The 24,901-nt window shown below is 66.9% G+C and carries 25 protein-coding genes and 1 tRNA gene; 10 read left to right on the forward strand and 16 right to left on the reverse strand.

Annotation, left to right across the window (positions count from 1 at the left end):
* Positions 1-64: 64 nt before the first annotated feature.
* From cyoD to cyoA, 4 genes are read right to left on the reverse strand one after another with little or no spacing between them, the layout of a single operon-like run.
* Complete coding sequence (gene cyoD / locus ABIC90_RS19655; protein ID WP_354356970.1) at positions 65-475, reverse strand: cytochrome o ubiquinol oxidase subunit IV; 411 nt, start codon at positions 473-475, stop codon at positions 65-67.
* On the reverse strand, positions 472-1,137 hold the full coding sequence (gene cyoC / locus ABIC90_RS19660; protein WP_354356972.1) for a cytochrome o ubiquinol oxidase subunit III: 666 nt from the start codon (positions 1,135-1,137) through the stop codon (positions 472-474). The genes cyoD and cyoC overlap by 4 nt, the downstream gene beginning before the upstream one ends.
* Entirely contained in the window at positions 1,130-3,142 is a 2,013-nt protein-coding gene (gene cyoB / locus ABIC90_RS19665; RefSeq protein WP_436318226.1) for a cytochrome o ubiquinol oxidase subunit I, read from the reverse strand. The genes cyoC and cyoB overlap by 8 nt, the downstream gene beginning before the upstream one ends.
* Positions 3,139-4,173 carry a ubiquinol oxidase subunit II gene (gene cyoA / locus ABIC90_RS19670; protein ID WP_354356976.1) on the reverse strand — a complete coding sequence of 345 codons (1,035 nt, stop codon included), beginning with the start codon at positions 4,171-4,173 and terminating at the stop codon, positions 3,139-3,141. Before cyoA ends, cyoB begins: the two co-directional genes overlap by 4 nt.
* Before the next feature lie 182 nt (positions 4,174-4,355).
* Between cyoA and ABIC90_RS19675 the strand changes: the two genes are divergently transcribed.
* The gene (locus ABIC90_RS19675; protein WP_354356978.1) at positions 4,356-5,699 is read left to right on the forward strand and encodes an MFS transporter; all 1,344 of its coding nucleotides are present in this window, start codon (positions 4,356-4,358) and stop codon (positions 5,697-5,699) included.
* 64 nt (positions 5,700-5,763) lie between these two features.
* Here ABIC90_RS19675 and ABIC90_RS19680 read toward each other — a convergent pair whose 3' ends face one another.
* Complete coding sequence (locus ABIC90_RS19680; RefSeq protein ID WP_354356980.1) at positions 5,764-6,501, reverse strand: hypothetical protein; 738 nt, start codon at positions 6,499-6,501, stop codon at positions 5,764-5,766.
* Between ABIC90_RS19680 and ABIC90_RS19685 the strand changes: the two genes are divergently transcribed.
* A complete protein-coding gene (locus ABIC90_RS19685; protein ID WP_354356982.1) occupies positions 6,476-7,156 on the forward strand; it encodes an HAD family hydrolase in 681 nt (226 codons plus the stop codon). The two genes, ABIC90_RS19680 and ABIC90_RS19685, sit on opposite strands and share 26 nt — an antisense overlap.
* Positions 7,157-7,177: 21 nt before the next feature.
* On the opposite strand, the gene paoC is transcribed toward ABIC90_RS19685, so the two are convergent.
* From paoC to ABIC90_RS19730, 9 genes are all read right to left on the reverse strand, one after another.
* Complete coding sequence (paoC, locus tag ABIC90_RS19690) at positions 7,178-9,397, reverse strand: aldehyde oxidoreductase molybdenum-binding subunit PaoC (RefSeq protein WP_354356984.1); 2,220 nt, start codon at positions 9,395-9,397, stop codon at positions 7,178-7,180.
* 2 nt (positions 9,398-9,399) lie between these two features.
* Complete coding sequence (locus ABIC90_RS19695; protein WP_354356986.1) at positions 9,400-10,350, reverse strand: FAD binding domain-containing protein; 951 nt, start codon at positions 10,348-10,350, stop codon at positions 9,400-9,402.
* Positions 10,347-11,018, reverse strand: a complete 672-nt coding sequence (gene paoA, locus ABIC90_RS19700; RefSeq protein ID WP_354356988.1) for an aldehyde dehydrogenase iron-sulfur subunit PaoA — start codon at positions 11,016-11,018, stop codon at positions 10,347-10,349. The genes ABIC90_RS19695 and paoA overlap by 4 nt, the downstream gene beginning before the upstream one ends.
* Before the next feature lie 265 nt (positions 11,019-11,283).
* The gene (locus ABIC90_RS19705; RefSeq protein WP_354356990.1) at positions 11,284-12,285 is read right to left on the reverse strand and encodes an isopenicillin N synthase family dioxygenase; all 1,002 of its coding nucleotides are present in this window, start codon (positions 12,283-12,285) and stop codon (positions 11,284-11,286) included.
* Positions 12,282-13,025 (reverse strand): amino acid ABC transporter ATP-binding protein, encoded by a 744-nt coding sequence (locus ABIC90_RS19710; protein WP_354356992.1) that lies wholly within the window; start codon positions 13,023-13,025, stop codon positions 12,282-12,284. Before ABIC90_RS19710 ends, ABIC90_RS19705 begins: the two co-directional genes overlap by 4 nt.
* The gene (locus ABIC90_RS19715; protein WP_354356994.1) at positions 13,022-13,732 is read right to left on the reverse strand and encodes an amino acid ABC transporter permease; all 711 of its coding nucleotides are present in this window, start codon (positions 13,730-13,732) and stop codon (positions 13,022-13,024) included. The genes ABIC90_RS19710 and ABIC90_RS19715 overlap by 4 nt, the downstream gene beginning before the upstream one ends.
* A gap of 13 nt (positions 13,733-13,745) precedes the next feature.
* Positions 13,746-14,441 carry an amino acid ABC transporter permease gene (locus tag ABIC90_RS19720; RefSeq protein WP_354356996.1) on the reverse strand — a complete coding sequence of 232 codons (696 nt, stop codon included), beginning with the start codon at positions 14,439-14,441 and terminating at the stop codon, positions 13,746-13,748.
* A 164-nt stretch (positions 14,442-14,605) separates the two neighbouring features.
* A complete protein-coding gene (locus tag ABIC90_RS19725; protein ID WP_354356998.1) occupies positions 14,606-15,433 on the reverse strand; it encodes an ABC transporter substrate-binding protein in 828 nt (275 codons plus the stop codon).
* Positions 15,434-15,545: 112 nt separating this feature from the next.
* Entirely contained in the window at positions 15,546-16,094 is a 549-nt protein-coding gene (locus ABIC90_RS19730) for a hypothetical protein (RefSeq protein ID WP_354357000.1), read from the reverse strand.
* A gap of 183 nt (positions 16,095-16,277) precedes the next feature.
* On the opposite strand from ABIC90_RS19730, the gene fabV reads away from it, so the two are divergent.
* Genes fabV through ABIC90_RS19745 form a run of 3 tightly spaced genes read left to right on the forward strand, consistent with a single transcriptional unit; the run spans position 16,278 to position 19,176 of the window.
* Positions 16,278-17,474 (forward strand): enoyl-ACP reductase FabV, encoded by a 1,197-nt coding sequence (gene fabV, locus ABIC90_RS19735; protein ID WP_354357002.1) that lies wholly within the window; start codon positions 16,278-16,280, stop codon positions 17,472-17,474.
* Between the two features lie 26 nt (positions 17,475-17,500).
* Positions 17,501-17,920: a group II truncated hemoglobin gene (locus ABIC90_RS19740; protein WP_093437920.1), complete on the forward strand. Its 420-nt coding sequence runs from the start codon at positions 17,501-17,503 to the stop codon at positions 17,918-17,920.
* Positions 17,921-17,952: 32 nt separating this feature from the next.
* Positions 17,953-19,176, forward strand: a complete 1,224-nt coding sequence (locus ABIC90_RS19745) for an NAD(P)/FAD-dependent oxidoreductase (protein WP_354357005.1) — start codon at positions 17,953-17,955, stop codon at positions 19,174-19,176.
* A gap of 88 nt (positions 19,177-19,264) precedes the next feature.
* Here ABIC90_RS19745 and ABIC90_RS19750 read toward each other — a convergent pair whose 3' ends face one another.
* A complete protein-coding gene (locus ABIC90_RS19750) occupies positions 19,265-19,921 on the reverse strand; it encodes a Smr/MutS family protein (protein ID WP_354357007.1) in 657 nt (218 codons plus the stop codon).
* Positions 19,921-20,598: a RadC family protein gene (gene radC / locus ABIC90_RS19755; protein WP_354357009.1), complete on the reverse strand. Its 678-nt coding sequence runs from the start codon at positions 20,596-20,598 to the stop codon at positions 19,921-19,923. The genes ABIC90_RS19750 and radC overlap by 1 nt, the downstream gene beginning before the upstream one ends.
* Positions 20,599-20,706: 108 nt before the next feature.
* Between radC and ABIC90_RS19760 the strand changes: the two genes are divergently transcribed.
* The 5 genes from ABIC90_RS19760 to ABIC90_RS19780 all read left to right on the forward strand — a co-directional run bounded on the left by ABIC90_RS19760 (position 20,707) and on the right by ABIC90_RS19780 (position 24,640).
* Positions 20,707-21,150 carry an FKBP-type peptidyl-prolyl cis-trans isomerase gene (locus ABIC90_RS19760; protein WP_354357011.1) on the forward strand — a complete coding sequence of 148 codons (444 nt, stop codon included), beginning with the start codon at positions 20,707-20,709 and terminating at the stop codon, positions 21,148-21,150.
* A 55-nt stretch (positions 21,151-21,205) separates the two neighbouring features.
* Positions 21,206-22,174 carry a 4-hydroxy-3-methylbut-2-enyl diphosphate reductase gene (ispH, locus tag ABIC90_RS19765; RefSeq protein ID WP_354357013.1) on the forward strand — a complete coding sequence of 323 codons (969 nt, stop codon included), beginning with the start codon at positions 21,206-21,208 and terminating at the stop codon, positions 22,172-22,174.
* Positions 22,171-23,136: a threonine/serine dehydratase gene (locus ABIC90_RS19770; protein WP_354357015.1), complete on the forward strand. Its 966-nt coding sequence runs from the start codon at positions 22,171-22,173 to the stop codon at positions 23,134-23,136. Before ispH ends, ABIC90_RS19770 begins: the two co-directional genes overlap by 4 nt.
* Positions 23,137-23,160: 24 nt before the next feature.
* Positions 23,161-24,492: a serine--tRNA ligase gene (gene serS, locus ABIC90_RS19775; RefSeq protein WP_354357017.1), complete on the forward strand. Its 1,332-nt coding sequence runs from the start codon at positions 23,161-23,163 to the stop codon at positions 24,490-24,492.
* Between the two features lie 58 nt (positions 24,493-24,550).
* Positions 24,551-24,640: transfer RNA gene (locus tag ABIC90_RS19780), tRNA-Ser, on the forward strand.
* Positions 24,641-24,901: the final 261 nt, after the last annotated feature.

Here is a 24,901-nt window from a genome sequence, read left to right on the forward strand (position 1 = left end):
TCGAAGCCTCGCGCCCGCCGGAACCAGCCCTTCGACAGGCTCGGGGCGAGCGGTTGTCATCACGTCAGGGCATGTTCTTCATGTCATGCACCGACATCGGCATCATGTTGGTGTTCATGTGATACATGACCCAGAGCGATCCGGCCAGCGTGATGACGACCAGCACGATCGTGAAGATCAGCGCCAGCATGTTCCAGCCGCTCTCGGACTTGGCGTCCATGTGCAGGAAATAGATCATGTGGACCACGATCTGCACCGCGGCAAAGCCCAGGATGACCAGCGAGGTGGTGTTCGCGCTGGGAATCACCTTGCCCATGACCAGCCAGAACGGAATCGCGGTGAGGATCACGGCCAGCACGAAGCCGGTCATGTAGCCCTTGAAGGTGCTGTGGCTCACGGGGCCGTCGTCGTGATGGTCGTCATGCCCATCGTGTGCGCCATGGCCGTGCGCGGCGGTGTCGGTGTGGGCGGTCATGCCATCGATCCCATCAAATACACGAAAGTGAAGACGCCGATCCACACCACGTCCAGGAAGTGCCAGAACATCGACAGGCACATCAGGCGGCGGCGGTTCGCGGCGGTGAAGCCGTGCTTGGGCAGCTGGAACATCAGCACGACGAGCCAGATGATGCCGAAGGTCACGTGCAGGCCGTGGGTGCCTACCAATGCGAAGAACGACGACAGGAAAGCGCTGCGCTGCGGGCCCGCGCCTTCATGCAGCAGGTGCGCGAATTCGTAGATTTCCAGGCCGATGAAGCCCGCGCCCAGGAGGCCCGTGATGCCAAGCCACACCAGCACGCCGCGCATGCGCTTCTTCTGCATCTCCAGCATCGCGAAGCCGTAGGTGATCGACGACAGCAGCAGCAGCGAGGTGTTGATCGCCACCAGCGGCAGGTCGAACAGGTCGGCGCCCGAGGGGCCGGCCGCGTAGTTGCGCCCCAGCACGCCGTACACCGCGAACAGGCAGGCGAAGATGAGGCAGTCGCTCATCAGGTAGAGCCAGAAGCCCAGCAGCGTGCCGTTTTCCGGATGGTGGTCGTTGCCGACATGGAACAGCTCGAACACGGGCGGCTTGCCCGTCCGGTCGCTGTGGGGGTGCGCGGACCCCGGGGGGTGGAGGGCGGTGGTATCAGACATGGGCGGCTGTCATCAGGCGGGTGCGGTCGGCCTCGGTGCGAACCACATCCTCAGCGGGGATGTAGTAGTCGCGCTTGTAGTTGAAGGTATGGATGATCACAGCGGCCAGCATGGCGACGAAGCCGATGCCCGCCACGAGCCACATCTGCCAGATCAGCGCGAAGCCGCACACCGCAGCCAGGGCCGCGATGATGAAGCCGGCGCTGGTGTTCTTGGGCATGTGGATCGGCGTGAAGCCCTCGAGCGGGCGCTCGTAGCCGCGGCGCTTCATGTCGGTCCAGGCATCGTTGTCATGGATGCGCGGCGTGAACGCGAAGTTGTAGGCCGGCGGCGGCGAGGAGGTCGACCATTCGAGCGTGCGGCCGTTCCACGGATCGCCCGTGGTGTCGCGCAGCGACTCGCGGCGGATGTAGCTCACCACCAGCTGGATGATGAAGGAGGCGATGCCCAGCGCGATCAGCACCGCGCCGAAGGCGGCGACCTGGAACCAGATCTGCAGCGACATGTCCTGGAAGTGGCTCATGCGGCGCGTGACGCCCATCAGGCCCAGCACGTACAGCGGCATGAACGCGAACCAGAAGCCGACGATCCAGAACCAGAACGAGCACTTGCCCCAGAACGGATCCAGCTTGTAGCCGAAGGCCTTCGGGAACCAGTAGGTGATGCCCGCCAGCATGCCGAACAGCACGCCGCCGATGATCACGTTGTGGAAGTGGGCAATGAGGAACAGGCTGTTGTGCAGCACGAAGTCGGCCGGGGGCACCGCCAGCAGCACGCCGGTCATGCCGCCGATCACGAAGGTGATCATGAAGCCGATGGTCCACATCATGGGCAGCTCGTAGCGGATGCGGCCGCGGTACATGGTGAAGAGCCAGTTGAAGATCTTCGCGCCCGTGGGGATCGAGATGATCATCGTCGTGATGCCGAAGAACGAGTTCACGCTGGCACCCGAGCCCATGGTGAAGAAGTGATGCAGCCACACCAGGTACGACAGGATGGTGATCACCACCGTGGCGTACACCATCGAGGCGTAGCCGAAGAGGCGCTTGCCCGAGAAGGTCGAGACCACTTCAGAGAAGATGCCGAAGGCCGGCAGGATCAGGATGTACACCTCGGGGTGGCCCCAGATCCAGATCAGGTTCACGTACATCATGGCGTTGCCGCCCAGGTCGTTCGTGAAGAAGTTGGTGCCGACGTAGCGGTCGAGCGACAGCAGGGCCAGCACGGCGGTGAGCACCGGGAAGGCAGCCACGATCAGCACGTTGGTGCACAGGGCCGTCCAGGTGAAGACGGGCATCTTCATCATCGTCATGCCGGGCGCGCGCATCTTCACGATGGTGGCCAGCAGGTTGACGCCGGAGAGCAAGGTGCCTACCCCCGCTATCTGCAACGACCAGATGTAGTAGTCCACCCCCACGTCGGGGCTGAACAGGATGCCCGACAGCGGGGGATACGCCAGCCAGCCGGTCTTGGCGAACTCGCCGACGAACAGCGACGCCATCACCAGGCCCGCGCCGAAGGTGGTCATCCAGAAGCTGAAGTTGTTCAGGAACGGAAAGGCCACGTCGCGCGCGCCGATCTGCAGCGGCACCACGAAGTTCATGAGGCCCGTAACCAGCGGCATCGCCACGAAGAAGATCATGATCACGCCGTGGGCGGTGAAGATCTGGTCGTAGTGGTGCGGCGGCAAAAAGCCCGCGTTGTCGCCGAAGGCGAAGGCCTGCTGGGCCCGCATCATGAGCGCATCGGCAAAGCCGCGCAGCAGCATCACCAGCCCCAGGATGATGTACATGATGCCGATCTTCTTGTGGTCGATGCTGGTGATCCAGTCGCGCCACAGAACGCCCCACGCCTTGAAGTAGGTCAGGGCGCCCAGAACGGCCAGGCCGCCCAGCACCACGGCCGCGAAGGTCACGAGCAGGATGGGGTCGTGGTAGGGAATCGCCTCCCACGTGAGGCGGCCGAAGATGAGCTTCGTCAGGTCAAGGTTCGCGAACATCGTCATTCTTCGGTGGTGCACATCGCCGTGACGTACTTGCCGTACGGACGCTTGGGCGAGTTGAGGGTGTCGGGTTGCCAGCTCTGCATGGTGGCGACGTTGAAGGCGCCGGGCTTGCCCATGCCGCCGTCGGCGTCGATGGCCATCATTTCCTTCATGCACATCTTGTTGCGGTCAACACAGCGGTTGAGGATGGCGTCGTACAGGTCGGAGGCCACGCTGGCGTAGTGGCGCACGGGTTCGCGCTCGCTGGGCACTTCGAGCTTGGTGTAGCCCTCGCGGGTGAGCTCGCCTTCCTTGGAGGCCTTGGCCTTCTCGACCCACTGGTCGAAGTCGCCCTTGCTCAGGCCGTGGAACTTGAAGCGCATGCCCGAGAAGCCCGCGCCGCTGTAGTTGGCGGAGAAGCCTTCGAACTCGCCCGGCTTGTTGATCACCGCGTGCAGCTTGGTTTCCATGCCCGGCATGGCGTAGATCTGGCCGGCCAGCGCGGGGATGAAGAAGGAGTTCATCACCGAGGAGGCCGTGATCTTGAAGCTGATCGGCACGTCCACCGGGGCGGCCAGTTCATTCACCGTGGCGATGCCCTGCTCGGGGTAGATGAAGAGCCACTTCCAGTCGAGCGCCACCACCTCGACCACCAGCGGCTTGGTCTCGGGCGCGATCGGGCGCTTGGCGTCCAGGCGGCTGAGCGGGCGGTACGGGTCCAGCGTGTGGGTGCTGATCCAGGTGATCGCGCCCAGCGCGATGATGATCAGGAGCGGCGCGGCCCAGATGGCCAGTTCGAGCTGGGTGGAGTGGTCCCAGTCGGGGCTGTAGGTGGCCTCCTTGTTCGACTGGCGATAGCGCCAGGCGAAGAAGATGGTCAGCCCGATCACCGGAATGATGATGATCAGCATCAGCACCGTGGAGACGACGATCAGTCGGCCCTGCTGGTTGGCGATGTCGCCGGAGGGATTCAGCAGCACCGTGTTGCACCCCGCCAGCAAGGCCAGGGGGAGCAAGACGAGCCATCGGCGAAGGGTGTGGAGGGTGGGCATGCCGAAGTGAAAGAAAGAGGTGCGGGGGCTGCGCTAAGACTCCACAATCTACGACCAAAGGGCGGGTTCGGCTATTGGACGTTTTGTCCTATGGCGGTAATCTGGTTTCGGTGAGACGCTTGGGACCTCTGCTCAATGGCCCACTTTTGTCACTGCCGGTGACATCCGAATTACAAAACGCAATGACGACGACGTCCAGCATCAGTCCGCAAGGCGCACAGCCTGTGCCGAACACGTCCGGAAACGGCGCCAGCCAGGGCAACGCCGATCACTCGCACATCGCCCCCGGGGAGATCGCGGTCGGCGTGATCATCGGGCGCGCTTCCGAGTATTTCGACTTCTTTGTCTACGGCATCGCCTCGGTGCTGGTGTTCCCGTACATCTTCTTCCCGTTCGAGCAGCGGCTCGAAGGAATCCTTTACGCGTTCGTGGTTTTTTCGTTCGCGTTCATCGCGCGTCCGTTCGGCACGGTCATTTCGATGTCGATCCAGCGGCGTTTCGGGCGCGAAACCAAGCTGACCATTGCGCTCTTCCTGCTGGGCACTTCCACGGCCGGCATCGCCTTCTTGCCGGGCTACGAAAGCATCGGGTTCACGGCCATCGTGCTGCTGTCGGTGTTCCGCTTCTGCCAGGGCCTGGCGCTCGGCGGGTCGTGGGACGGCCTGCCGTCGCTGCTGGCGCTGAACGCACCGCCCAACAAGCGCGGCTGGTACGCCATGCTGGGGCAGCTGGGCGCACCGCTGGGCTTCTTCGTGGCCAGCGCGCTGTTCGCCTACCTCTACGCCAGCCTGTCCATCAAGGACTTCCTCGACTGGGGCTGGCGCTACACCTTCTACGTGGCCTTCGCGATCAACGTGGTGGCACTGTTCGCGCGCCTGCGGCTGGTGGCCACCGAAGAATATTCCCGCCTGCTCGAAGAGCGCGAGCTGCAGCCCACGAGCGTGGTCGAGCTCACCCGCTCGCAGGGCACCAACCTCCTGATCGGCGCGTTCGCGGCGCTGGCGAGCTATGCGCTGTTCCACCTGATCACGGTGTTCCCGCTGTCGTGGATCACGCTGTACTCGGACCAGTCGATCACCGAATTCCTGGTGGTGCAGATGATCGGCGCCGTGTTCTGCGCGGGCGGCATCGTGGCTTCGGGCCTCATCGCCGACCGTGTGGGGCGCCGCTTCACCCTGGGCGGCCTGGCGGCGTTGATCGCGGTGTTCAGCGGTTTCGCGCCGACGCTGCTGGACGGCGGACGCATCGGGCAGGACGTCTTCATCCTGGTCGGCTTCGTGCTGCTGGGCCTGTCCTACGGCCAGGCGGCGGGTGCCGTGACCTCCAACTTCGCTCCCAAGTACCGCTACACCGGCGCGGCCCTCACGGCCGACCTGGCCTGGCTGATCGGCGCCGCCTTCGCGCCGCTGGTGGCGCTGGGCCTGTCGGCGAACTTCGGCCTGGCCTACGTCAGCGTCTACCTGCTCTCTGGCGCGGCCGGCACGCTGGGGGCGCTGGCGCTGAACCGGGCGCTGGTTCGCGACTGAGCTTCGGCGCGTCGCACGCACATTGCAAAAAGGGGCCGATCGGCCCCTTTTGCTTTTTGCCGCCTCAGCCTGCTTCGCGCAGGCGTTCCGCCTTGTGCGCCAGCCCCACCGCTTCGATGGCCTGCCCGACCGACAGCGGGCCGGGCAGTTCGACCTCGCCCGAGACGACGCTGTCCAGCGCCTCTTGCCCCGCGCCGCCGGCCAGCCAGGCAAAGGCCGAGGTGATCGAGCCGCCGCCGAACTTGGCGCCCAGCGCCTTCGACGCTGCACGGCTCACTTCGGCGAAGGAGGCATGGTCGGCCGCGCTCGAGGCCGCACGCACGACGACGCAAAACGCCGCGAGCTTCTCGGCCTCGGTGCGCAGGCGGCGGGCCTTGCCGGCGCTTTGCGCGTCCGGGCCATTCAGTGCCGATTCGAAGTCGGGGGTGAACAGCCGGATCTCGCGTCCTTCCGCCCACGCGGCATCCGCCCGCGATACAACCTCGATCGCCTGGCCGCGCGCCGCGGACGACCGCTCGGCGGCAAGCCGGGCCGCATCCGCCTGCGTGGACGACCACACCAAGAGCGGCGATCGAACAGTGCCGCGAATCGCCCATCGCCCCGCCGAATTCAGGCAGCGCACCTCGCCGTCCTGCGACGTCGGCGAATCCGCCAGGGAAAGGAGCAGGTAGTGTTCGAGGGGCATCGGTGCATCGTTTTTCAAGAGTCGGCGATTGTCGCCTGAGGCCCTCGACCGGCGTGGCGGCATCCCGCGGCGCTCGCGTAGCATCGCCCCGATGTTTGCCGCCGCCATCTTCGACATGGACGGGCTCCTCATCGACTCGGAACGCCCCATCATGGCCGCCTGGATCGAAGCGGCCCGCACGCTCGACATCGAGCTTTCACACACCCAATACCTGCAGGTCGTCGGCCTCGCCATGGTGGAGTCCGAGGTGATCCTGGGCGCACTGCTCGGCGGGCCCGATGCCTACCGCCACGCGCGGGACCATGTGCGCCGGCGGCTGCAACTGGAGCGCGCCGACGGCACGCCGCTGTTTCCCATCAAGCCCGGCGCGGCCGAATTCCTGGCCGCGTTGCGCCAGCGCGGAACGCGCTGCGCCGTGGCCTCTTCATCGACCCGCGGCCAGATCGAGGCTTGCCTCGGCAGCCTCGGCGTGCTCGATCACTTCGAAGCCTTTGCAGGCGGCGACGAGGTGGTGCGCGCCAAGCCCGATCCGGCGCTCTACCTGCTCGCAGCCTCGCGCCTGAACGTGGACCCGGCGCAGTGCATTGCCTTCGAGGACAGCGAAAACGGCGCCAAGGCCGCGCTGGCGGCGGGCATGCGGGTCGTGATCGTGCCGGACCTCAAACACCCGCCCGTCGCCCTCGTGGAGCGCGCCTTCCATGTGCTCGGCTCGCTGCACGATGCAACCCCGCACCTGCCGGGCTGGTTCCCCGGCGAGCTGGCGCGGCCCTGATCGGGGCTGCCCTGGAGCGCCTCACGCCACCGGCGGCAGGCGGTCCAGCAGCTTGTCGAGCGTGATCGGGTAGTTGCGCACCCGGATGCCCGTCGCGTTGTAGACGGCGTTGGCCACCGCGGCCGCCACGCCGCACATGCCCAGTTCACCCACGCCCTTGGCTTTCATCGGCGACGAGATCGGGTCGGTTTCGTCCAGGAAGATCACGTCCTGGTGCGGAATGTCGGCATGCACCGGCACCTCGTAGCCCGCCAGGTCGTGGTTGACGAAAAAGCCGTGCCGCTTGTCGACGGCCAGCTCCTCCATCAGCGCGCCGCCCACGCCCATCGTCATCGCGCCGATCACCTGGCTTCGCGCCGCCTTCGGGTTCAGGATGCGCCCGGCCGCGCACACCGCGAGCATGCGCCGCACGCGGATCTCGCCGGTTGCGGCATCGACGCCGACCTCGACGAAGTGCGCGCCGAAGGTGGACTGCTGGTATTTCTTGTCGAGGTCGCCGTATTCGATGCCGTCCTCGGCCACCAGGCCCTCCGCGCCCGCCGCTTCGGCCAGCGGCACCGCGCGCCCGCCGACACGCACCATGCCGTCGGAGAACTCGGCCCGGGCCGCGTCCGCCGCGCTGGCGCCCAGCTTGCGTGCCACGGCTTCGCGCAGCTTCATGCACGCCGCGTAGACGCCCGAGGTCGAGTTGTTGGCGCCCCATTGCCCGCCCGAGCCCGCCGATGCCGGGTAGGCCGAGTCGCCCAGGCGCACCATCACCCGCTCCAGGGGCAGCCCCATCGTTTCCGCGGCGGTCTGCGCAATGATGGTGTACGACCCCGTGCCGATGTCGGTCATGTCGGTTTCCACCGTCACGAAGCCGCGGCTGTCCAGGCGCACGCGCGCGGCCGACTTGGTCAGCAGGTTGTTGCGGAACGCGGCGGCAACGCCCATGCCCACCAGCCAGCGGCCGTCACGCTTTTGAGCCGGCGCCGCGCTTCGCTGGCTCCAGCCGAAGCGCTCCGCGCCGGTGCGCAGGCACTCGTTCAGCTTGCGCTGCGAATAGGGGCGTTCGGGTTTTTCGGGGTCCACCTGCGTGTCGTTGAGCACGCGAAAGTCGACCGGGTCGAGCTTGAGCTTCTCGGCCATCTCGTCCATGGCGACCTCCAGCGCCATCATGCCGGGCGCTTCGCCGGGCGCGCGCATGGCGTTGCCTTCGGGCAGGTCGAGCACGGCGAGGCGCGTGGTGGTGAGGCGGTTCGCTCCCGCGTACAGGAGCCGGGTCTGGTTGACCGCCGTTTCCGCCTGTCCGCCCGGCAGGTCGCCGGACCAGCCCTCGTGCGCGATGGCGGTGATCTTGCCGTCCGCGCCAGCGCCGATGCGAATGCGCTGGATGGTCGCCGGCCGGTGCGTGGTGTTGTTCGCAATCAAGGGCCGCTGCAACGCCACCTTCACCGGCCGGCGCGCCGCCCGCGCACCCAGCGCCGCGAGCAACGCATCCGCCCGCACGAAAAGCTTGCCGCCGAAGCCGCCGCCGACAAAGGGCGAGACCAGGCGCACATTGGCCTTCGAAATGCCCAGCGTCTTGGCGACATCGCCGACGCCCCAGGCGATCATCTGGTTCGAGGTCCAGAGGGTGAGCTTCTCGCCCTTCCATTCGGCGATGGAGGCGTGCGGCTCCATCATGGCGTGCGACTCGTCGGGCGTGGTGTAGGTGGCGTCCAGCTGCACTGGCGCGCCGGCGTACGCGCCCGCGAAATCGCCCGTCTTTGTTTGCGGCTCGCCGGAGAACGCATTCGCCTTGGGCATCTGCGCTGCGTCTTTTTCGGCGGCCAGGTCGTAGCGGCCCGGCGCACGCTCGTAGTCGATGCGCACCAGCTGCGCCGCGGCGCGCGCCTGCTCGAAGGTGTTAGCCACCACCAGCGCCACGGCCTGGTGGTAGTGGTCGACCTCGGGGCCGGCCAGCAGCTTGGCGGTGTTGAAGTCGCCCTTGCCCAGCTTGCCGGCATTGCGGGCGGTCACGATGGCCAGCACGCCCGGCGCGGCGCGCGCGGCACCCAGGTCCATGGAAGCGATGCGGCCCTTGGCAACGCCTGCACCCACGATGCAGCCGTAGGCCGCCTCGGGCACGTCGGCATGGCGCTCGTAGGCGTAGCGGGCGGCGCCGGTGGTCTTGACCGGCCCGTCGATGCGGTCGGTCGGCTTGCCGATGACCTTCAGCTGGTCGATGGGGTTGGTGGTGGCGGGGGTGTCGAATTTCATGGTCAGCTCCTCGCTTGCACGATGGCCGCGGCCAGGGCGCGCTCGGCCAGCGGCAGTTTGAAGGCGTTCTCGTGGGTGGGCCGCGCATCGGCAAGAAGCTGCGCGGTCACGGCCTTGGCGCCCTGCGGCATGGCGGCCTCCGCGGTCTCCAGGCGCCACGGCTTGTGGGCGACGCCGCCGAGCGCCACGCGGCCCGACCCGTCCCGCTGCACGATCGCCGCCACCGACACCAGTGCAAAGGCGTAGGAGGCGCGGTCGCGGACCTTGCGGTAGATGTGCGCGCCGCCCAGGGGCCTGGGCAGGGTGACGCCGGTGATCAGCTCGTCCCGCTCCAGCGCGGTTTCGATGTGCGGTGTATCGCCCGGCAGGCGGTGAAAGTCGGCGATGGGAATCACGCGGGTGCGCCCGTCGGGGCGAACGGTTTCCACGGCGGCGTCCAGCACGCGCATGGCAACCGCCATGTCGCTGGGATTCGTCGCGATGCACGCGGTGCTGGCGCCGATCACCGCGAGCTGCCGCGTCACGCCGCCGATGGCGCTGCAGCCGCTGCCGGGACGGCGCTTGTTGCAGGGCTGGTCGGTGTCGTAGAAGTACGGGCAGCGCGTGCGTTGCAGCAGGTTGCCGGCCGTGGTCGCCTTGTTGCGCAACTGGCCCGATGCGCCGGCCAGCAAGGCCCGCGACAGCACGCCGTAGTCGCGCCGGATGCGCGTGTCGGCGGCCAGGTCGGTGTTGCGCACCAGGGCGCCGATGCGCACGCCGCCTTCGGCGGTCGCCTCGATCTTGTCCAGCGCGAGCGTGTTCACGTCGACCAGGTGCACCGGGGCTTCGATCTGCAGCTTCATCAGGTCCAGCAGGTTGGTGCCGCCGGCGATGAACTTGGCGCCCGGGTTGCCCGCCACGGCCGCCGCAGCCTGCGCGGGCGTTTGCGCGCGCTCGTAGGTAAAGGGCTTCATGCGCGGCTCCCGGCCACTTCGGTGATGGCGTCGACGATGTTGGAATAGGCGCCGCAGCGGCAGATGTTGCCGCTCATGCGCTCGCGCAGCTCTTCGGCCGAGAGCATCGGCTGCGCGTTGAGGTCGGCGCTCACGTGGCTCGGAACGCCGCGCTTGACTTCGTCGATCACGGCCACCGCCGAGCAGATCTGGCCCGGCGTGCAGTAGCCGCACTGGTAGCCGTCGTGCTTGACGAATGCGGTCTGCATCGGATGCATGCTTTGCGGCGTGCCCAGACCCTCGATGGTGGTGACCTGGCCGCCGTCGTGCATCACGGCGAGCGTGAGGCAGGAATTGATGCGCCTGCCGTCGGCAATGACCGTGCAGGCGCCGCACTGGCCGTGGTCGCAGCCCTTCTTGGTGCCGGTGAGGTGCAGGTGCTCGCGCAGGGCATCGAGCAAGGTGGTTCGCGTGTCGAGTTCGAGCGCGTGAACTTTTCCATTCACATTCAGCGAAAGCTTGGCGCGGGGCGTGTCGCCGGCCCCGGCCTGCGCCGCCGCGCCGGGCATCGCGGGTGTCGCAGCTCCGGCGGGTGCCGCAGAGACGGAAGAAGAAACCGCGGCCGCCGCCGCCGCGCTCGCAATGAGGGCATCGCGCCTGGAAATCATGTGGGTCGTGGGACTGTCCATGTCAGCTCCTTGTTGTTCGGGATTCGTGGGGTCGTGTGGGTCGGGTCTGGGCCTTGCTGATGGATATCGCGAGGCGCCCGCAATTGCAGTAGGAGAACGGCTGTTGTTGCCGGGCGATTTGCCAACTCCTGGGGTCGCGCCGGGCAGCGGGGGGCCTGCCGCCATTCTTGGGGCTGTGCGCCTGTTGCCGCTAGCGCATTCCGGGCGTTTTCTTGCCCGATTCTCCTGACCGGCCCGGGTGTGCCGGCCGCCGATCCCGCACCGCTCAGAGCACTTCGTTGCGCAATTGCGGGAACACCTTCGACACCTTCGCCAGCAGGTAGTCGCCGTAGCGGCCGCTGAAGGCGTGCACGTTGGCGCGGTCCCAGCGCTGGGCGCTGTCGTCCAGCGCCTGGGCGCCCGCGAGGCCTTCGATGCGCTGCACGCGCGCCTCGAAGTTCGGATCGAAGAACAACGGGAACGACAGCCGGTCGCGCCCCGAGGTGTTGCGCTTGACGCGGTGCGGCGTCGACTTGTAGAGCCCGCCGGTCATGCGGTCGAGCATGTCGCCGATGTTGCAGACGAAGGAGCCGGGAATCGGCGGCGCGTCGATCCAGCCGTCCGGCGTGTGCACCGCGAGGCCGCCCACGGCGTCCTGGTGCAGGACGGTGAGCAGGCCGTAGTCGGTGTGCTCGCCTACGCCCCATTGCACGTCGAGTCCCTCGGGCACGGGCTGCGAGGGGTAGTTGAACAGGCGGAACAGGATCAGCGGATCGGCGGTGTAGCGCTCGGCGAAGTAAGCAGCCGGCAGGCCGAGGCTCAGCGCGATGCCTTCCATCAAACGATGGCCGAGCTGCGTCACCGCGGCCATGTAGTCGAGGATGGTTTCGCGAAAGCCCGGCACGTCGGGGAAGAGGTTGGCCCCATGCACCGGCGTCTTCGCCAGCACCAGCGGATGCGTGGCGGGCAGCTCGGTGCCGAGGTACAGGCCTTCCTTCCAGTCGGGCCGGCCCGAGGTCAGCTCGCCGCCGAGCGGGAAGAAGCCGCGCCACGCGCGTCCGCCGAGGGCCATGCGCCACTGCATCTTGGTTTCTTCGGGCAGTTCGAAGAAGCGGTGGCTCAGGTCTTCGAGCCGCTGCACCAGCGCCGCATCCACGCCGTGGCCGGTGACATAGAAGAAGCCGTGCGCGCGGCATGCGGCGCCGATCTGCGCGGCCACGTCGTCGCGTCCGGGCGTGCCGGCCACGAGCGGCGCCACGTCGATCAGGGGAAGGGATTCGTCGGTCATGCGTCCCTCGAGAAAGGCGAGCGGATGTCGGACAGGAACTGCTGCGCGCGGGGATGCTGCGGCCGGTTGAAGAAGTCGTCGGGCGTGGCGCGTTCGAGCACCTTGCCTTCGTCCATGAAGATCACGCGGTCGGCCACCTCGCGCGCAAAGCCCATCTCGTGCGTCACGCAGACCATGGTCATGCCGTCGCGGGTCAGGTCGCGCATCACCAGGAGCACCTCGCCGACCATCTCGGGGTCCAGCGCGCTGGTGGGCTCGTCGAACAGCATCAGCGGCGGTTGCATCGCGAGCGCGCGCGCAATCGCCACGCGCTGCTGCTGTCCGCCCGACAGCTCGCTGGGCCACGCATTGGCCTTGTTCGCCAGGCCCACGCGCTGCAGCAGCGCCATCGCGCGTTCGTCGGCATCCTTGCGCGTGAGGCCGCGAAGCTGCATCGGCGCCATCGTGCAGTTCTGCAGCACCGTGAGGTGCGGGAACAGGTTGAACTGCTGGAACACGAAACCGATGCGCGAGCGGAAGGCGTTCACATCGGTGCCGGGCGCATGGATGTCCTGGCCTTCGAAGAGGATGCGGCCCGACTGGATCGGCTCCAGCCGGTTGAGGGTGCGGATCAGCGTCGACTTGCCCGAGCCCGAAGGCCCGCACACCACGACGACCTCGCCCTTGTGGATGGTCTCGTCGATGTCGACCAGGGCCTGGTAGCTGCCGTACCACTTGTTGACGTTCTGCAGTTCGATCATGCGGACACCTTGGGGGCCGTTGTGGACATGCCCCGGCGCGCGAGCCGGCGCTCCAGCCAGTAGGCGAAGCGCGAGAGGCCGAAGCAAAGAATGAAGTACGTGCCGCCCAATATCAGGTAGATCTGGGCCGGCTTGGTGAACACCTGCGTGTTGATCTGCGTCGCGATGAACGACACCTCCGCCAAGCCGATGATGTAGCCCAGCGAGGTCTCCTTGATCGTCGAGACGAACTGGTTCACCAGCGAAGGCAGCATGCTGCGCAGCGCCTGCGGCAGCACCACCAGGCGCATCGCGCGGAAGTAGCTCAGGCCCAGCGCGCGCGCCGTTTCCATCTGCCCGCGCGGCAAGCCCTGGATGCCGGCGCGCACGATCTCGGCGAGGTAGGCGGCGTCGAAGATCACGAGCGCGATCAGCATGGTGGTGAACTGGTCGGTCTTCACGCCCGTCACGCTGGGCAGGAAGAAGTAGGCCCAGAAGATCACCATCAGCAGGGGCACGCCGCGCACCACGAAGACGAAGCCCGTCACCGGCCAGCGGAGCCACCGCCACGGGCTCACGCGCGCGAGACCCAGCAAGATGCCCAGCGGCAGCGCGAGCACCAGCCCGCAGGAGGCCAGCAGCAGCGTGAGCGCCAGCCCGCCGAGCGGGCCGTTCGGGTACTGGCCGATGAGGAAGTAGACCCAGTAGTCGTTGATGATCTGAAGCATCGCGTCGCTGTCCTCAGATCGTTCGCACCGGGAACCGGTGGTGGTACCAGGTCGCGAGGCCGGTGATGGCCAAGGACACCGTCAGGTAAGCCGCGCTAGCGAACGCGAACGACTCGAAGCTGCGGAAGGTCGCACTCTCGACCTGGCCCGCCTGGTACATCAGCTCGGCCACGCCGATCACGGTGGCGATGGAGGTGTTCTTCCAGAGGCTCAGCGTCTGCGAGATCAGCGGCGGCACGGTGATGCGCAGTGCCTGCGGCAGCACCACGCGGCGCATGGTGTCCAGGAAGCCGAAGCCCAATGCGCGGCCCGCTTCGAACTGCACGGTCGGTATCGCGCGGATGCCGCTTCGGATGTCCTCCGCCATGAAGGCGGCCGTGTACAGCGCGAGCGCCACGATGGCGCTGTAGGCCTCGATGTGCCCCGCATAGAGCCACTGCTTGATGCCCTCGGGCAAGAGCTCCGGCGCGCCGAAATACCAGAAGAGCATGTGCGCGAGCAGCGGGATGTTGCGGATCGATTCGACGTACGCAAAGCCCAGCCAGCGCAGCGGCGCGAAGGGCGAGAGGCGAAGCATCGCGACCACGAGCGCGATGGGCAGCGCCAGCACGAGCGAGGCCGCGAGCAGCTGCAGCGAGAGCAGCAGGCCCGCGACCAGCATGTCGTGGTACTTGCCGGTCAGCAGCAAGGAATAGTCGAACAGGGGCATGGGGGGCGACAGTATCACCGTCGCGGGAGGATTGACTCCCTCCCTTCCGGGGGAGGGTAGGGGTGGGGGCTCGGCGGCGACCGATGCGCCGCGGCTTGTTCAAAGGCCGCTGGCCCCCATCCCGGCCTTCCCCCGGAAGGGGAAGGAGAAATGCAAAGGCGGGGTCAGTCGATCTTGTCGGATTCGAACTTGAAGTCGCGCGTCTGGAAGCCCGATGCCGTCGTCGGCCCGTACCACTTGATGAAGATCTTCTGCGCCTCGCCCGACTTTTCCAGCTCGCGCAGCGTGTCGTCCACCACGGCCTTCAGGCCGCTCTCGCCCTTCTTGATGCCGATGGCCAGCGCCTCGGTGCTCAGGTTCTGCTTGAGCACCACGTACTGCGCCTTCGCCGGGCCGAGCTTGGCGTAGCTGCGCAGCAGCGCGGCCTCGTCGTCCACATAGCCCACGCCCTTGCCTTGCTGCAGCGCCTGGAAGGCCTGCTGGCTCGTGTCGAAGGTCACCACTTCGGCGGTGGGCACGGCCTTGCGGATGTTGGGTTCCTGCGTGCCGCCGCGGATGGTCAGCACCTTCTTGCCGCCGAGCTGGGGGATGTCGGCGATGCCGCTGTCCTTCTTCACGATGGCTTTCTGGCCGGTCACGAAGGTGGTGAGCGAGAAGTCGATCTGCGCCTCGCGCTCCTTGTTGTGCGTGAGGCCGGCGGCCACCAGGTCCACATGGCCCTGCTGCAGTTCGGGAATGCGCGCGGCCACGGCGATCTGCTTGAGCACCGGCTTCACGCCGATCTTCTTGGCGATGGCGTTCACCAGGTCGACTTCGTAGCCGACGATCTGGCGCGTCTTGGGGTCGATGAAGGTGGCGGGCTCGTCGGTCCCGAGCACGCCGACCACGAGCTCGCCTTTTTTCTTGATGTCGGCGAGCTGGTCCGCGTGGGCGACGGTGCCCAGGAGGAAGGTGGAGGCGGCGAGGGCCGCTGCAATCAGGTTCAAGCGCATGTTCTTCTCCTTCATGGAAAGCAAGGGCGGCACCTTATCAATAAAACTTCAGATCATTAAATGGTCAATTCATATATCGACATGTGCGTGCGGCTATGAGCGGCGCACCCTGTCATTCGGCTGGATCCCATGGCATGGGCGAGCCCGCGCTGCCGCCGCAATAGGTCCAGGGCCTGGTGGCGCTCTCTCCTTCGTAGGGCCCGCTGTAGCCCGAGTTGAACTGGCGCCAACCTGCTTGTGCTCGAGAGGCATCGTCTTCGAACATGCCCAGGAGTGTTTCGAGCGTTTGCCGCCATTCGGGACCCGCGCCGACCATGATTTCGACGGTGTCGAGATGAACGAACTCGGAGGGGGCCTGCTCCAGCACGACTGCGAACTGGTCGAACCAGTCCGGATTCATGGCGGGGAAGCGCAACGTCAGCAGTTCGCGTCTCGCGGCGAGTGTTGCCATGGTCTTTGTGCGGTGCGCGACCAGGTAGGGCCACGGATTGGCCGGCTCGTCCGGGTCGGGCACGTCGACGATGTCCTCGGGGCAGAACAGGGCGAGCCACAGAAGAGGAAGGTGGGATCTGGCCTGCAAGTACGGGGAGTCATCGGAAATTTCTCCCTGCTCCGGCAGGGCTTTGACATCCGAAAAATACAACGCCGAATAGCTCCCCATGGCCTCGTCTCCCTTTTGCAGGCGGATTCAGGAAATGATGCGGTTCGCCATGCCCGGCGGTCGCGCCGGTGGCATTCTGCCGTCTGGGGCCGCTGAAGGTGCTGTTTTCAGGCTGGGTTAAATTCGCGGCGCGAAAACGTGCCCCGTGCCGTCCTTTGGCCTTCCATCTCCAGCGAGCTCTTCATGATCATCAAACCGCGCGTGCGTGGCTTCATCTGCGTCACCACTCACCCCACGGGTTGCGAAGCCAATGTCAGACAGCAGATCGAGCACGTCCTGGCCCAAGGCCGAATCGCGGGAGGACCGAAGAAGGTGCTCGTCATCGGCGCATCGACCGGCTACGGCCTGGCCGCACGCATCACCGCGGCCTTCGGCAGCGGCGCCGACACGCTCGGCGTATTCTTCGAGCGGCCCGGCAGTGAGACCAAGCCCGCCTCGCCCGGCTGGTACAACGCCGCCGCCTTCCATCGCGCGGCAGCCGAAGAAGGCCTCTACGCGAAGAGCATCAACGGCGACGGCTTCTCCGACGACGTGAAGCAGAAGACCATCGACGCGATCCGCGCGGACCTCGGCCAGGTCGACCTCGTCGTCTACAGCCTGGCCGCGCCACGGCGCATGCATCCGAAGACCGGCCAGGTCTTCAACTCGACGCTCAAGCCCATCGGCAAGGCCGTCACGCTGCGCGGCCTCGACACCGACAACGAGGTCGTCAAGGAAACCGTGCTGGAGCCCGCCACCCAGGAAGAAATCGACAACACCGTCGCCGTGATGGGCGGCGAGGACTGGCAGATGTGGATCGATGCGCTCCAGGACGCCGGCGTGCTGGCCGATGGCGCGAAGACCACCGCCTTCACCTACCTGGGCGAACAGATCACGCACGACATCTACTGGAACGGCTCCATCGGCGCCGCCAAGAAAGACCTCGATCAGAAGGTGCTCGGCATTCGCGCAGGCTTGGCCGCGAAGGGCGGCGATGCGCGCGTCTCGGTGCTGAAGGCGGTCGTGACGCAGGCGAGTTCGGCCATTCCGATGATGCCGCTGTACCTGTCGCTCCTCTTCCAGGTGATGAAGGAAAAGGGCACGCACGAAGGCTGCATCGAGCAGGTTCACGGCCTCTTTGCCGAGAGCCTCTACGGCCCGACGCCGCATCTGGACGACGAAGGGCGCCTGCGCGCGGACTACAAGGAACTGGCGCCCGACGTGCAGGCGCGCGTGGTGGAACTCTGGCCCCAGGTGACGAGCGAGAACATCCACGAACTCACCGACTTCGCGGGCTACAAGACCGAGTTCCTGCGCCTCTTCGGTTTTGCGGTCGAAGGCGTGGACTACGAGGCGGACGTGAATCCCGATGTGGGCATTCCGAACCTCGTGCAGGCCTAGAAGCGCCCAGAGGGATACTCCCGCCCATGCAGATTCAAGAAAAGCCGCCCGCCGGCACGCCCTTCGAGTGGATCGGCGGAGAGCCGAAGGTGGAGGCGCTGGTCGAGCGCTTCTACGACCTGATGGACCTCGAGCCCGCCTACGCGCAACTGCGTGCCGTGCATGGCACCAGCCTCGACAACGCGCGCCAGCGCCTCTTCTGGTTCCTGTGCGGCTGGCTCGGCGGCCCGCAGCACTACACCGATCGCTTCGGCCACCCGATGCTGCGCGCGCGCCATCTGCCGCAGAGCATCGGCGGCCACAGCATCGGCATCAAGGAGCGTGACCAGTGGCTCGCCTGCATGGACCAGGCGATGGGCGAGACCGGCGTGCCTGACGACTTGCGCGCAAGGCTGCGCACGTCCTTCTTCCAGACAGCCGACTGGATGCGCAATCGCGGCGAATAAAAACAGACACCGACTCCGAAAGACTTTCCCTCATGAATCCCATCGTCATCATCGGCGGCGGCCACGCCGCGGCCCAGCTTTGCGCCGGCCTTGCAGAAGCCGGGCAGGGCGCCCGCGTGCACCTGGTCTGCGAAGAAGCTTGCGAGCCGTACCACCGGCCGCCGCTGTCGAAGGCCTTTCTCAAAAGCGCCGAAGAAACCACGCAGCCCCACAAGGCCGCCGACTGGTACCGCGAAGCGGGCATCACGCTGCATCTGGGCGATGCCGCCGTGGCCATCGACCGCGAGGCGCGCACCGTCACGCTGCGTTCGGGCGCGGTGCTGCCTTGGGAAAAGCTGGTGCTGGCCACCGGCACCCGCGCGCGCCAGATGCCCGAGCTGAAGCAGGGGCTGCAGAACGTCGCGAGCCTGCGCGCCGCCGACGAGGCGCATCGCCTGCGCGAGCGGCTCGCCGGTGCCGAGCGGGTCACCGTGCTGGGCGGCGGTTTCATCGGCCTCGAAGTGGCGGCCACCGCCAAGGCGCTCGGCAAGCGCGTGCAGGTGATCGAAAGCGCGCCGCGCCTCCTGGGCCGTGCCGTGTCGCCGGAACTCTCGGCGCATGTGCTCGCGACGCATCGCGCGGCCGGCATCGACATCGTGCTCGGCGCGCAGACGGGCGCCTTCGAGGTCGAGGGCGACCGGCTGGTGTCGATCCAGGTCAACGGCGCGCAGCAGCCTGTCGATTTGCTGCTGCTGGGCATCGGCGCCGTGCCCGAAACCGCGCTGGCGCAAGCGGCGGGCATCGAGTGCGCGGACGGCATCGTGGTCGACGGCCACATGCAGACCAGCGCGGCCGACGTGCTCGCGGTGGGCGACTGCACCCGCTTTCCCGATCGCCGCGCGGGCCGCGCGCTGCGGCTCGAATCGGTGCAGAACGCGAACGACCAGGCGCGCACGGCGGTGGCCACGCTGACCGGCGCCGCGCGCACGCACGATGCGGTCGCGTGGTTCTGGTCCGACCAGGGCGGCATGCGTCTGCAGATGGTGGGCCTGATGCCGGCCGAAGGCACGCCGGCTCTGGCGAGCGTGCGCCGCCCCGGCCCGAAGCCGGAGGCGTTCTCGCTGTTTCACTACGTCGATGGGGATCTCGTGTGCGTCGAGTCGGTCAATGCGCCGCTCGATCACATGATGAGCCGCAAGCTGCTGGAAGCCGGGCGCAGTCCCGATCCGGTGGCGATTGCGGATGTGTCGGTGCCGCTGAAGAATCACTTGGCATAGCGCTCGGCGGCTTCACCGCAGCATCGCGCCTGCTCGAAGGCCTGCCCCCATCCCAACCTTCCTCGCTAAGGGGGAAGGCGCAAGACCCTCAGCGGCGCACGGGTGCCAGCAGCACCACCAGCGCCCCGGCCCCGCCTTCCGCCGGCTTTGCCTGCACGAACGCGATCACCTCGTTCTTCTGGATCAACCAGCGCTGCGTCTTGGTCTTGAGCACCGGCTGCTTGCCCGGCGAGCCCAGGCCCTTGCCGTGCACCACGCGCACGCAGCGAAGCCCCTGCTTGTGCGAGGTGCGGATGAAGCCGCCCAGCGCCTCGCGCGCCTCGTCGCTGCGAAGGCCGTGCAGGTCGACCTGCGCCTGGATGGTCCAGTCGCCCTTGCGCAGCCGCGCGGTCACATCGGTGCCGATGCCGGGGCGCCTGAAGCTCATGGCGTCGTCGACGTCGAGCAGCGTGGTCACGTCGAACTCGTCGGACAGCGATTCGCGCAGCACGCGCTGCTCGTCCAGCTGGTGCTGGAACGGAATGGGCGCGGGCGGCTCGGGTGCGAGCGCCACGGCGGCCTTGCGGCGCAGCGGCTCGGTGGCGCCGATGGCGCGGGTGAAGAGGTCTTTTTCGGCGGCGCGCTTGCGTTCGGCGGCGGCCCTCGCGGCGGCCTCGGCCGCTTCGCGCGCGCGGGTTTCGGCCAGCACGCGCTGCACCTGCTTGAGGTCGGCGAGATTCTTCAGGGAAGGGGGGCGAGCGGCCATCAGAGCAATCCTTTTTCGGCCATCGAGAAACTCTGCCCGGGGCTCACGATGACATGGTCGAGCACCCGCACATCGACCAGCGCCAGCGCGGCCCGCAGCGTCTGCGTGAGCGACTCGTCGGCGCGCGAGGGCTCGATGCTGCCGCTGGGGTGGTTGTGCGAGAGCACCACGGCCGAGGCCTGGTGGTGCAGCGCGCGCATGACGACTTCGCGCGGATAGACGCTGGTCTGCGTGAGCGTGCCGCGAAACAGCTCCTCGAGCACGATCAGCCGGTGCTGGACGTCGAGAAAGAGTACCGCGAAAACCTCGTGAGGGCGCGAACCGATGTGCAACTGCAGGTACTGCTTGACCGCGTCGGGCGTGTCGAACACCGTGCGCACCTTGAGTTTTTCGGCCATGGCGCGGCGCGCAAGCTCCAGCACCGCGGTGAGTTCGGCCCGCTTGGCGTCCCCGCCCATGCCCTTGACGGCCTTCAGGTCGTCCGGGCCAGTGTGAAGCAAGCCCGAGAGGCCGCCGAAGCGCTCCAGCAGCTCCTGCGCCATCTGCAGCACGTTCTTGCCGGCAACGCCGGTGCGCAGCAGCAGCGCGAGAAGCTCGGCATCGGCCAGGGCGACGGCACCGCGCGCAATGAGTTTTTCGCGCGGGCGGGCGTTGGCGGGGAGATCCTTGAAAGCCATCGAAACCTTGGGAAACCTTGGGCAGGACGGGTGGAAGCCCCCCGTCCTTAAAATGCAGGCCAGTTTATCGGGACACCCACCTTGTCTTTGCCTACCTCCGCTGCTCTCATGTCCCATGTCGTGACTTCCGGCTCCTTCCTGACCCTGCACTACCGGCTGGCCGGCCCCGCGGGCGACATCATCAACACCTTCGCCGACAAACCCGCGACGCTGTCGCTGGGCACCGGCGAACTTTCGCCTGCCATGGAGCAGCGCCTGCTGGGCCTGGAAGAGGGCACGCACGCCACCTTCGAGCTGCCCGCGGGCGAGGCCTTCGGCGACCGCAACCCCGAGATGCAGCAATGGGTGGCCAGGAAGCTGCTCGCGCAGATGGGCGACCCCGACGAGAAGTACGCGGTCGGCGACGTGGTGCAGTTCCCCACGCCCGACGGCATGGGCAGCTACGCGGGCGCGGTGGTCGAGGCCAGCGAGACCGCGGTGCGCTTCGACTTCAACCACCCGCTGGCCGGGCAGCCTGTGACCTTCGAAGTGAAGCTGATCGGAGTTCTATGAATCGCCGGGCCGCTCCCCAGGTGAATGCCGCAGCGCGAAGCGCGGAGGTTGCCGAATGAATCCGAACATCGAGGAAGTCCTCCTGGCCGAGCCGCGCGGCTTTTGCGCGGGGGTGGACCGCGCCATCGAGATCGTCGAGCGCGCCATCGCCAAGTTCGGCGCGCCGATCTACGTGCGCCATGAGATCGTGCACAACACCTATGTGGTCAACGAGCTCAAGGCCAAGGGCGCGATCTTCATCGAGGACCTGGCCGAGGTGCCGCCCGGCGCCACGCTGGTGTTCAGCGCGCACGGCGTGAGCAAGGCGGTGCAGCAGGAAGCGCGCGACCGCGGCTTCGACGTGTTCGACGCCACCTGCCCGCTGGTGACCAAGGTGCATGTCGAGGTGGCCAAGCTCGCCAAGGAAGGCTACGAGTTCATCATGATCGGCCACAAGGGCCACCCCGAGGTCGAGGGCACGATGGGCCAGCTCACCAGCGGCATCCACCTGGTCGAGGACGTGGCCGACGTGGCAAGGGTTGCGCCCGCGCAGACCGACAAGCTCGCGGTGGTCACCCAGACCACGCTCAGCGTGGACGATGCCGCCGAAATCGCGGCTGCCGTGCGTGCGCGCTTTCCGAAGGTTCGCGAGCCCAAGCAGCAGGACATCTGCTACGCCACGCAGAACCGCCAGGACGCGGTGAAGATCATGAGTCCGCAGGTCGACCTGGTGATCGTGGTTGGCAGCCCCACCAGCTCCAACAGCAACCGGCTGCGCGAACTGGCCCAGCGCCTGGGCACAGAGAGCTACATGGTCGATTCGGCCGAGGAGCTCAAGCCCGAGTGGTTCGAGGGCAAGGGCCGCGTCGGCATCACGGCCGGCGCCTCGGCCCCCGAGGTGCTGGTGCGCGACGTGATCGATCGCGTCAGGGCCTACGGCGCGGTGTCGGTCCGCAAGATGGACGGCATCCAGGAAACCATCAAGTTTCCGCTCCCCAAGGGCCTCAAGCTCGACGACATTCCGCCTCCAGGACACATCTCTTGAACACGCAAACGACAAACTGGCGCTCCGACATCGAGAGCGCCTCCCGCAGGCTGCGCGAACGCGCGGGCGGCTTCCTTCGCCAGACGCCGCTCTGGAAGCTGCCGGCGTCGGCCTTCGGCCTCACGGCGGCGCCAGGTGTGGAGGTGTGGCTCAAGCTCGAACACATGCAGGTCAGCGGCAGCTTCAAGGCCCGCGGCATGATGAATCGCCTGCTGGCCAACGACATCCCCGACAGCGGCGTGATCGTGGCTTCGGGTGGCAATGCGGGCATTGCCACCGCAGCCGCCGCCAAGGCGCTGGGCGTGCGCTGCCAGGTGTTCCTGCCCGGTGTGTCGCCCGAGGCCAAGCGTGCGCGCTTGCGGGCGCTGGGCGCCGAAGTGGTCGTGGTCGGCGAGCTGTACCCCGATGCGCTGGCCGCCTGCCTCGCGCGGCAGAAGGAAACCGGCGCCTTGCTCACCCATGCCTATGACCAGCCCGAAGTGGTTGCCGGCGCGGGCACCCTGGGCCACGAGATCGAAATGCAGGGCGGGCTGCCCGATGCCGTGCTGGTGAGTGTGGGTGGCGGCGGGCTCATCGGCGGCCTGGCCGCCTGGTTCGAGCGGCGCGCCCGCGTGGTGTCGCTCGAGCCCGAGAAGGCGCCTACGCTGTTCCGCGCGCGCGAAGCCGGCGAGCCTATCGATGTCGAAGTCGGCGGCATTGCAGCCGATTCGCTGGGCGCGCGGCGCATCGGCGCGATCTCTTGGGAGATCACGCAGCAGCAGGTGCAGCACGCGCTGCTGTTGTCCGACGAAGCCATCCGCACCGCACAGCAGTGGATGTGGAAGGAAATGAAGCTCGCCGTGGAGCCCGCCGCCGCGCTGCCGCTGGCGGCGCTGCAGACCGGTGCCTACACGCCGCGCGAGGGCGAGAAGGTGTGCCTGATCGTCTGCGGCGCGAACGTCGACCCGGCCACTGTCGCCTGAGTCGCGCCCACCTAAAATCGCCCGATGCTCGACATCACCCTGCTCCGCAAAGACCTGGCCTCCGCTGTGGCCGGCCTCGAAAAACGCAAAAAGAACCAGCCCTACCTCGACGTGTCGGCGTTCACTGCGCTCGAAACCGAGCGCAAGACCGTCCAGACCCGCTCCGAGGAAATCCAGGCGCGCCGCAACGCACTGAACAAGCAGATCGGCCCGCTCAAGGCCAAGGGGGAATCGACCGATGCGCTGATGGCCGAAGTCAACGCGCTCAAGGCCGAGCAGGAATCGCAATCCAGGCGCCTCGAAGAGATCCAGCCCGAACTGCAGGCCCTGCTGCTCGCCGTGCCCAACCTGCCGCACGCCAGCGTGCCGCTGGGCGAAGACGAGACCGGCAATGTCGAAATGCGCCGCTGGAGCCCGCAGGGCGCTGCCGGCGCCAACGCCACGCCGCTGGCCTTTGCGGCCAAGGACCATGTGGACCTCGGCGCGCCGCTGGGGCTCGACTTCGAAATGGGCGCCAAGCTCGCGGGCTCGCGCTTCACCGTGATGAAGGGGCCGATCGCCCGCCTGCACCGCGCGCTCGCCCAGTTCATGCTCGACACGCAAACCGAAAAGCATGGCTATGCCGAGTGCTACGTGCCTTACATCGTCAACGCCGCCACGTTGAGCGGCACCGGCCAGCTGCCCAAGTTCGAAGGCGACCTGTTCGCCGCCAAGAAGGGCGGCCAGGACGGCGAACCCGCGCCCGACCATTCGGCGCTGTACCTCATCCCGACCAGCGAAGTGCCGCTGACCAACTTCGTGCGCGACGAGGTGGTGGCCGAGGCGCAACTGCCGATCAAGCTCACGGCCCATACGCCGTGCTTTCGCTCGGAAGCCGGCAGCGCGGGGCGCGACACGCGCGGCATGATCCGCCAGCACCAGTTCGACAAGGTCGAGATGGTGCAGATCGTTCACCCCGACACCAGCTACGACGCGCTTGAACAGATGACCGGCCATGCCGAAGCCGTGCTGCAGGCGTTGGAACTGCCGTACCGCGTGGTGCTGCTGTGCACCGGCGACATGGGCTTCGGCGCGACCAAGACCTACGACCTCGAGGTGTGGCTGCCGGCGCAGAACACCTACCGCGAGATCAGCTCGGTTTCCAACTGCGAAGCCTTCCAGGCGCGCCGCCTGCAGGCACGTTTCAAGAACGCGCAGGGCAAGAACGAACTGGTGCATACGCTCAACGGCTCGGGCCTGGCGGTGGGGCGCACGCTGGTGGCGGTGCTGGAGAACCACCAGAACGAAGACGGCTCGATCAACGTGCCGGCTGCGCTGCGGCCTTACCTCGGCGGCCTCGAATTGTTGCGCGGTTGAGAACGAGGTCTTCAAAAGACCGCTTTTTTGCCGCTATAATCGCAGGCTCGACAGCACCGGAGAGGTGGCAGAGTGGTCGAATGTACCTGACTCGAAATCAGGCGTACTAGCGATAGTACCGAGGGTTCGAATCCCTCCCTCTCCTCCAAGAAGTCAATAAACAAGCGCCTTTCGGGGCGCTTTTTTATTTCTTACACCATCGTTCCTACCAATTCGAATCACGGTTGGTTTGAGCATAAGAGGCATTGCCTCCGACTCCCAAGGGGTCGGTCTTGCGTCTGTTTCCTATTGCGAAGCAGCGCGCAACCAACGCCGATACATCCGCTTCAGGCTCGTTGCGGGCCTTCAGATTTGCGGGGTAGGCGGCGGCTGGAGCGCAAAGCTGGCAATCGTGGTCTGCTCTAGTGAT

This window comes from Variovorax boronicumulans (assembly GCF_040544675.1).
Classification (GTDB): Bacteria; Pseudomonadota; Gammaproteobacteria; order Burkholderiales; family Burkholderiaceae_C; genus Variovorax; species Variovorax boronicumulans_D.

Excerpts from the sequence above, each read along its gene's own strand:
- cyoD (WP_354356970.1), bottom strand. The coding sequence starts at position 475 with ATGACCGCCCACACCGACACCGCCGCGCACGGCCATGGCGCACACGAT.
- cyoC (WP_354356972.1), bottom strand. The coding sequence starts at position 1,137 with ATGTCTGATACCACCGCCCTCCACCCCCCGGGGTCCGCGCACCCCCAC.
- cyoB (WP_436318226.1), bottom strand. The coding sequence starts at position 3,142 with ATGACGATGTTCGCGAACCTTGACCTGACGAAGCTCATCTTCGGCCGC.
- cyoA (WP_354356976.1), bottom strand. The coding sequence starts at position 4,173 with ATGCCCACCCTCCACACCCTTCGCCGATGGCTCGTCTTGCTCCCCCTG.
- ABIC90_RS19675 (WP_354356978.1), top strand. The coding sequence starts at position 4,356 with ATGACGACGACGTCCAGCATCAGTCCGCAAGGCGCACAGCCTGTGCCG.
- ABIC90_RS19685 (WP_354356982.1), top strand. The coding sequence starts at position 6,476 with ATGTTTGCCGCCGCCATCTTCGACATGGACGGGCTCCTCATCGACTCG.
- ABIC90_RS19680 (WP_354356980.1), bottom strand. The coding sequence starts at position 6,501 with ATGTCGAAGATGGCGGCGGCAAACATCGGGGCGATGCTACGCGAGCGC.
- paoC (WP_354356984.1), bottom strand. The coding sequence starts at position 9,397 with ATGAAATTCGACACCCCCGCCACCACCAACCCCATCGACCAGCTGAAG.
- ABIC90_RS19695 (WP_354356986.1), bottom strand. The coding sequence starts at position 10,350 with ATGAAGCCCTTTACCTACGAGCGCGCGCAAACGCCCGCGCAGGCTGCG.
- paoA (WP_354356988.1), bottom strand. The coding sequence starts at position 11,018 with ATGGACAGTCCCACGACCCACATGATTTCCAGGCGCGATGCCCTCATT.
- ABIC90_RS19705 (WP_354356990.1), bottom strand. The coding sequence starts at position 12,285 with ATGACCGACGAATCCCTTCCCCTGATCGACGTGGCGCCGCTCGTGGCC.
- ABIC90_RS19710 (WP_354356992.1), bottom strand. The coding sequence starts at position 13,025 with ATGATCGAACTGCAGAACGTCAACAAGTGGTACGGCAGCTACCAGGCC.
- ABIC90_RS19715 (WP_354356994.1), bottom strand. The coding sequence starts at position 13,732 with ATGCTTCAGATCATCAACGACTACTGGGTCTACTTCCTCATCGGCCAG.
- ABIC90_RS19720 (WP_354356996.1), bottom strand. The coding sequence starts at position 14,441 with ATGCCCCTGTTCGACTATTCCTTGCTGCTGACCGGCAAGTACCACGAC.
- ABIC90_RS19725 (WP_354356998.1), bottom strand. The coding sequence starts at position 15,433 with ATGCGCTTGAACCTGATTGCAGCGGCCCTCGCCGCCTCCACCTTCCTC.
- ABIC90_RS19730 (WP_354357000.1), bottom strand. The coding sequence starts at position 16,094 with ATGGGGAGCTATTCGGCGTTGTATTTTTCGGATGTCAAAGCCCTGCCG.
- fabV (WP_354357002.1), top strand. The coding sequence starts at position 16,278 with ATGATCATCAAACCGCGCGTGCGTGGCTTCATCTGCGTCACCACTCAC.
- ABIC90_RS19740 (WP_093437920.1), top strand. The coding sequence starts at position 17,501 with ATGCAGATTCAAGAAAAGCCGCCCGCCGGCACGCCCTTCGAGTGGATC.
- ABIC90_RS19745 (WP_354357005.1), top strand. The coding sequence starts at position 17,953 with ATGAATCCCATCGTCATCATCGGCGGCGGCCACGCCGCGGCCCAGCTT.
- ABIC90_RS19750 (WP_354357007.1), bottom strand. The coding sequence starts at position 19,921 with ATGGCCGCTCGCCCCCCTTCCCTGAAGAATCTCGCCGACCTCAAGCAG.
- radC (WP_354357009.1), bottom strand. The coding sequence starts at position 20,598 with ATGGCTTTCAAGGATCTCCCCGCCAACGCCCGCCCGCGCGAAAAACTC.
- ABIC90_RS19760 (WP_354357011.1), top strand. The coding sequence starts at position 20,707 with ATGTCCCATGTCGTGACTTCCGGCTCCTTCCTGACCCTGCACTACCGG.
- ispH (WP_354357013.1), top strand. The coding sequence starts at position 21,206 with ATGAATCCGAACATCGAGGAAGTCCTCCTGGCCGAGCCGCGCGGCTTT.
- serS (WP_354357017.1), top strand. The coding sequence starts at position 23,161 with ATGCTCGACATCACCCTGCTCCGCAAAGACCTGGCCTCCGCTGTGGCC.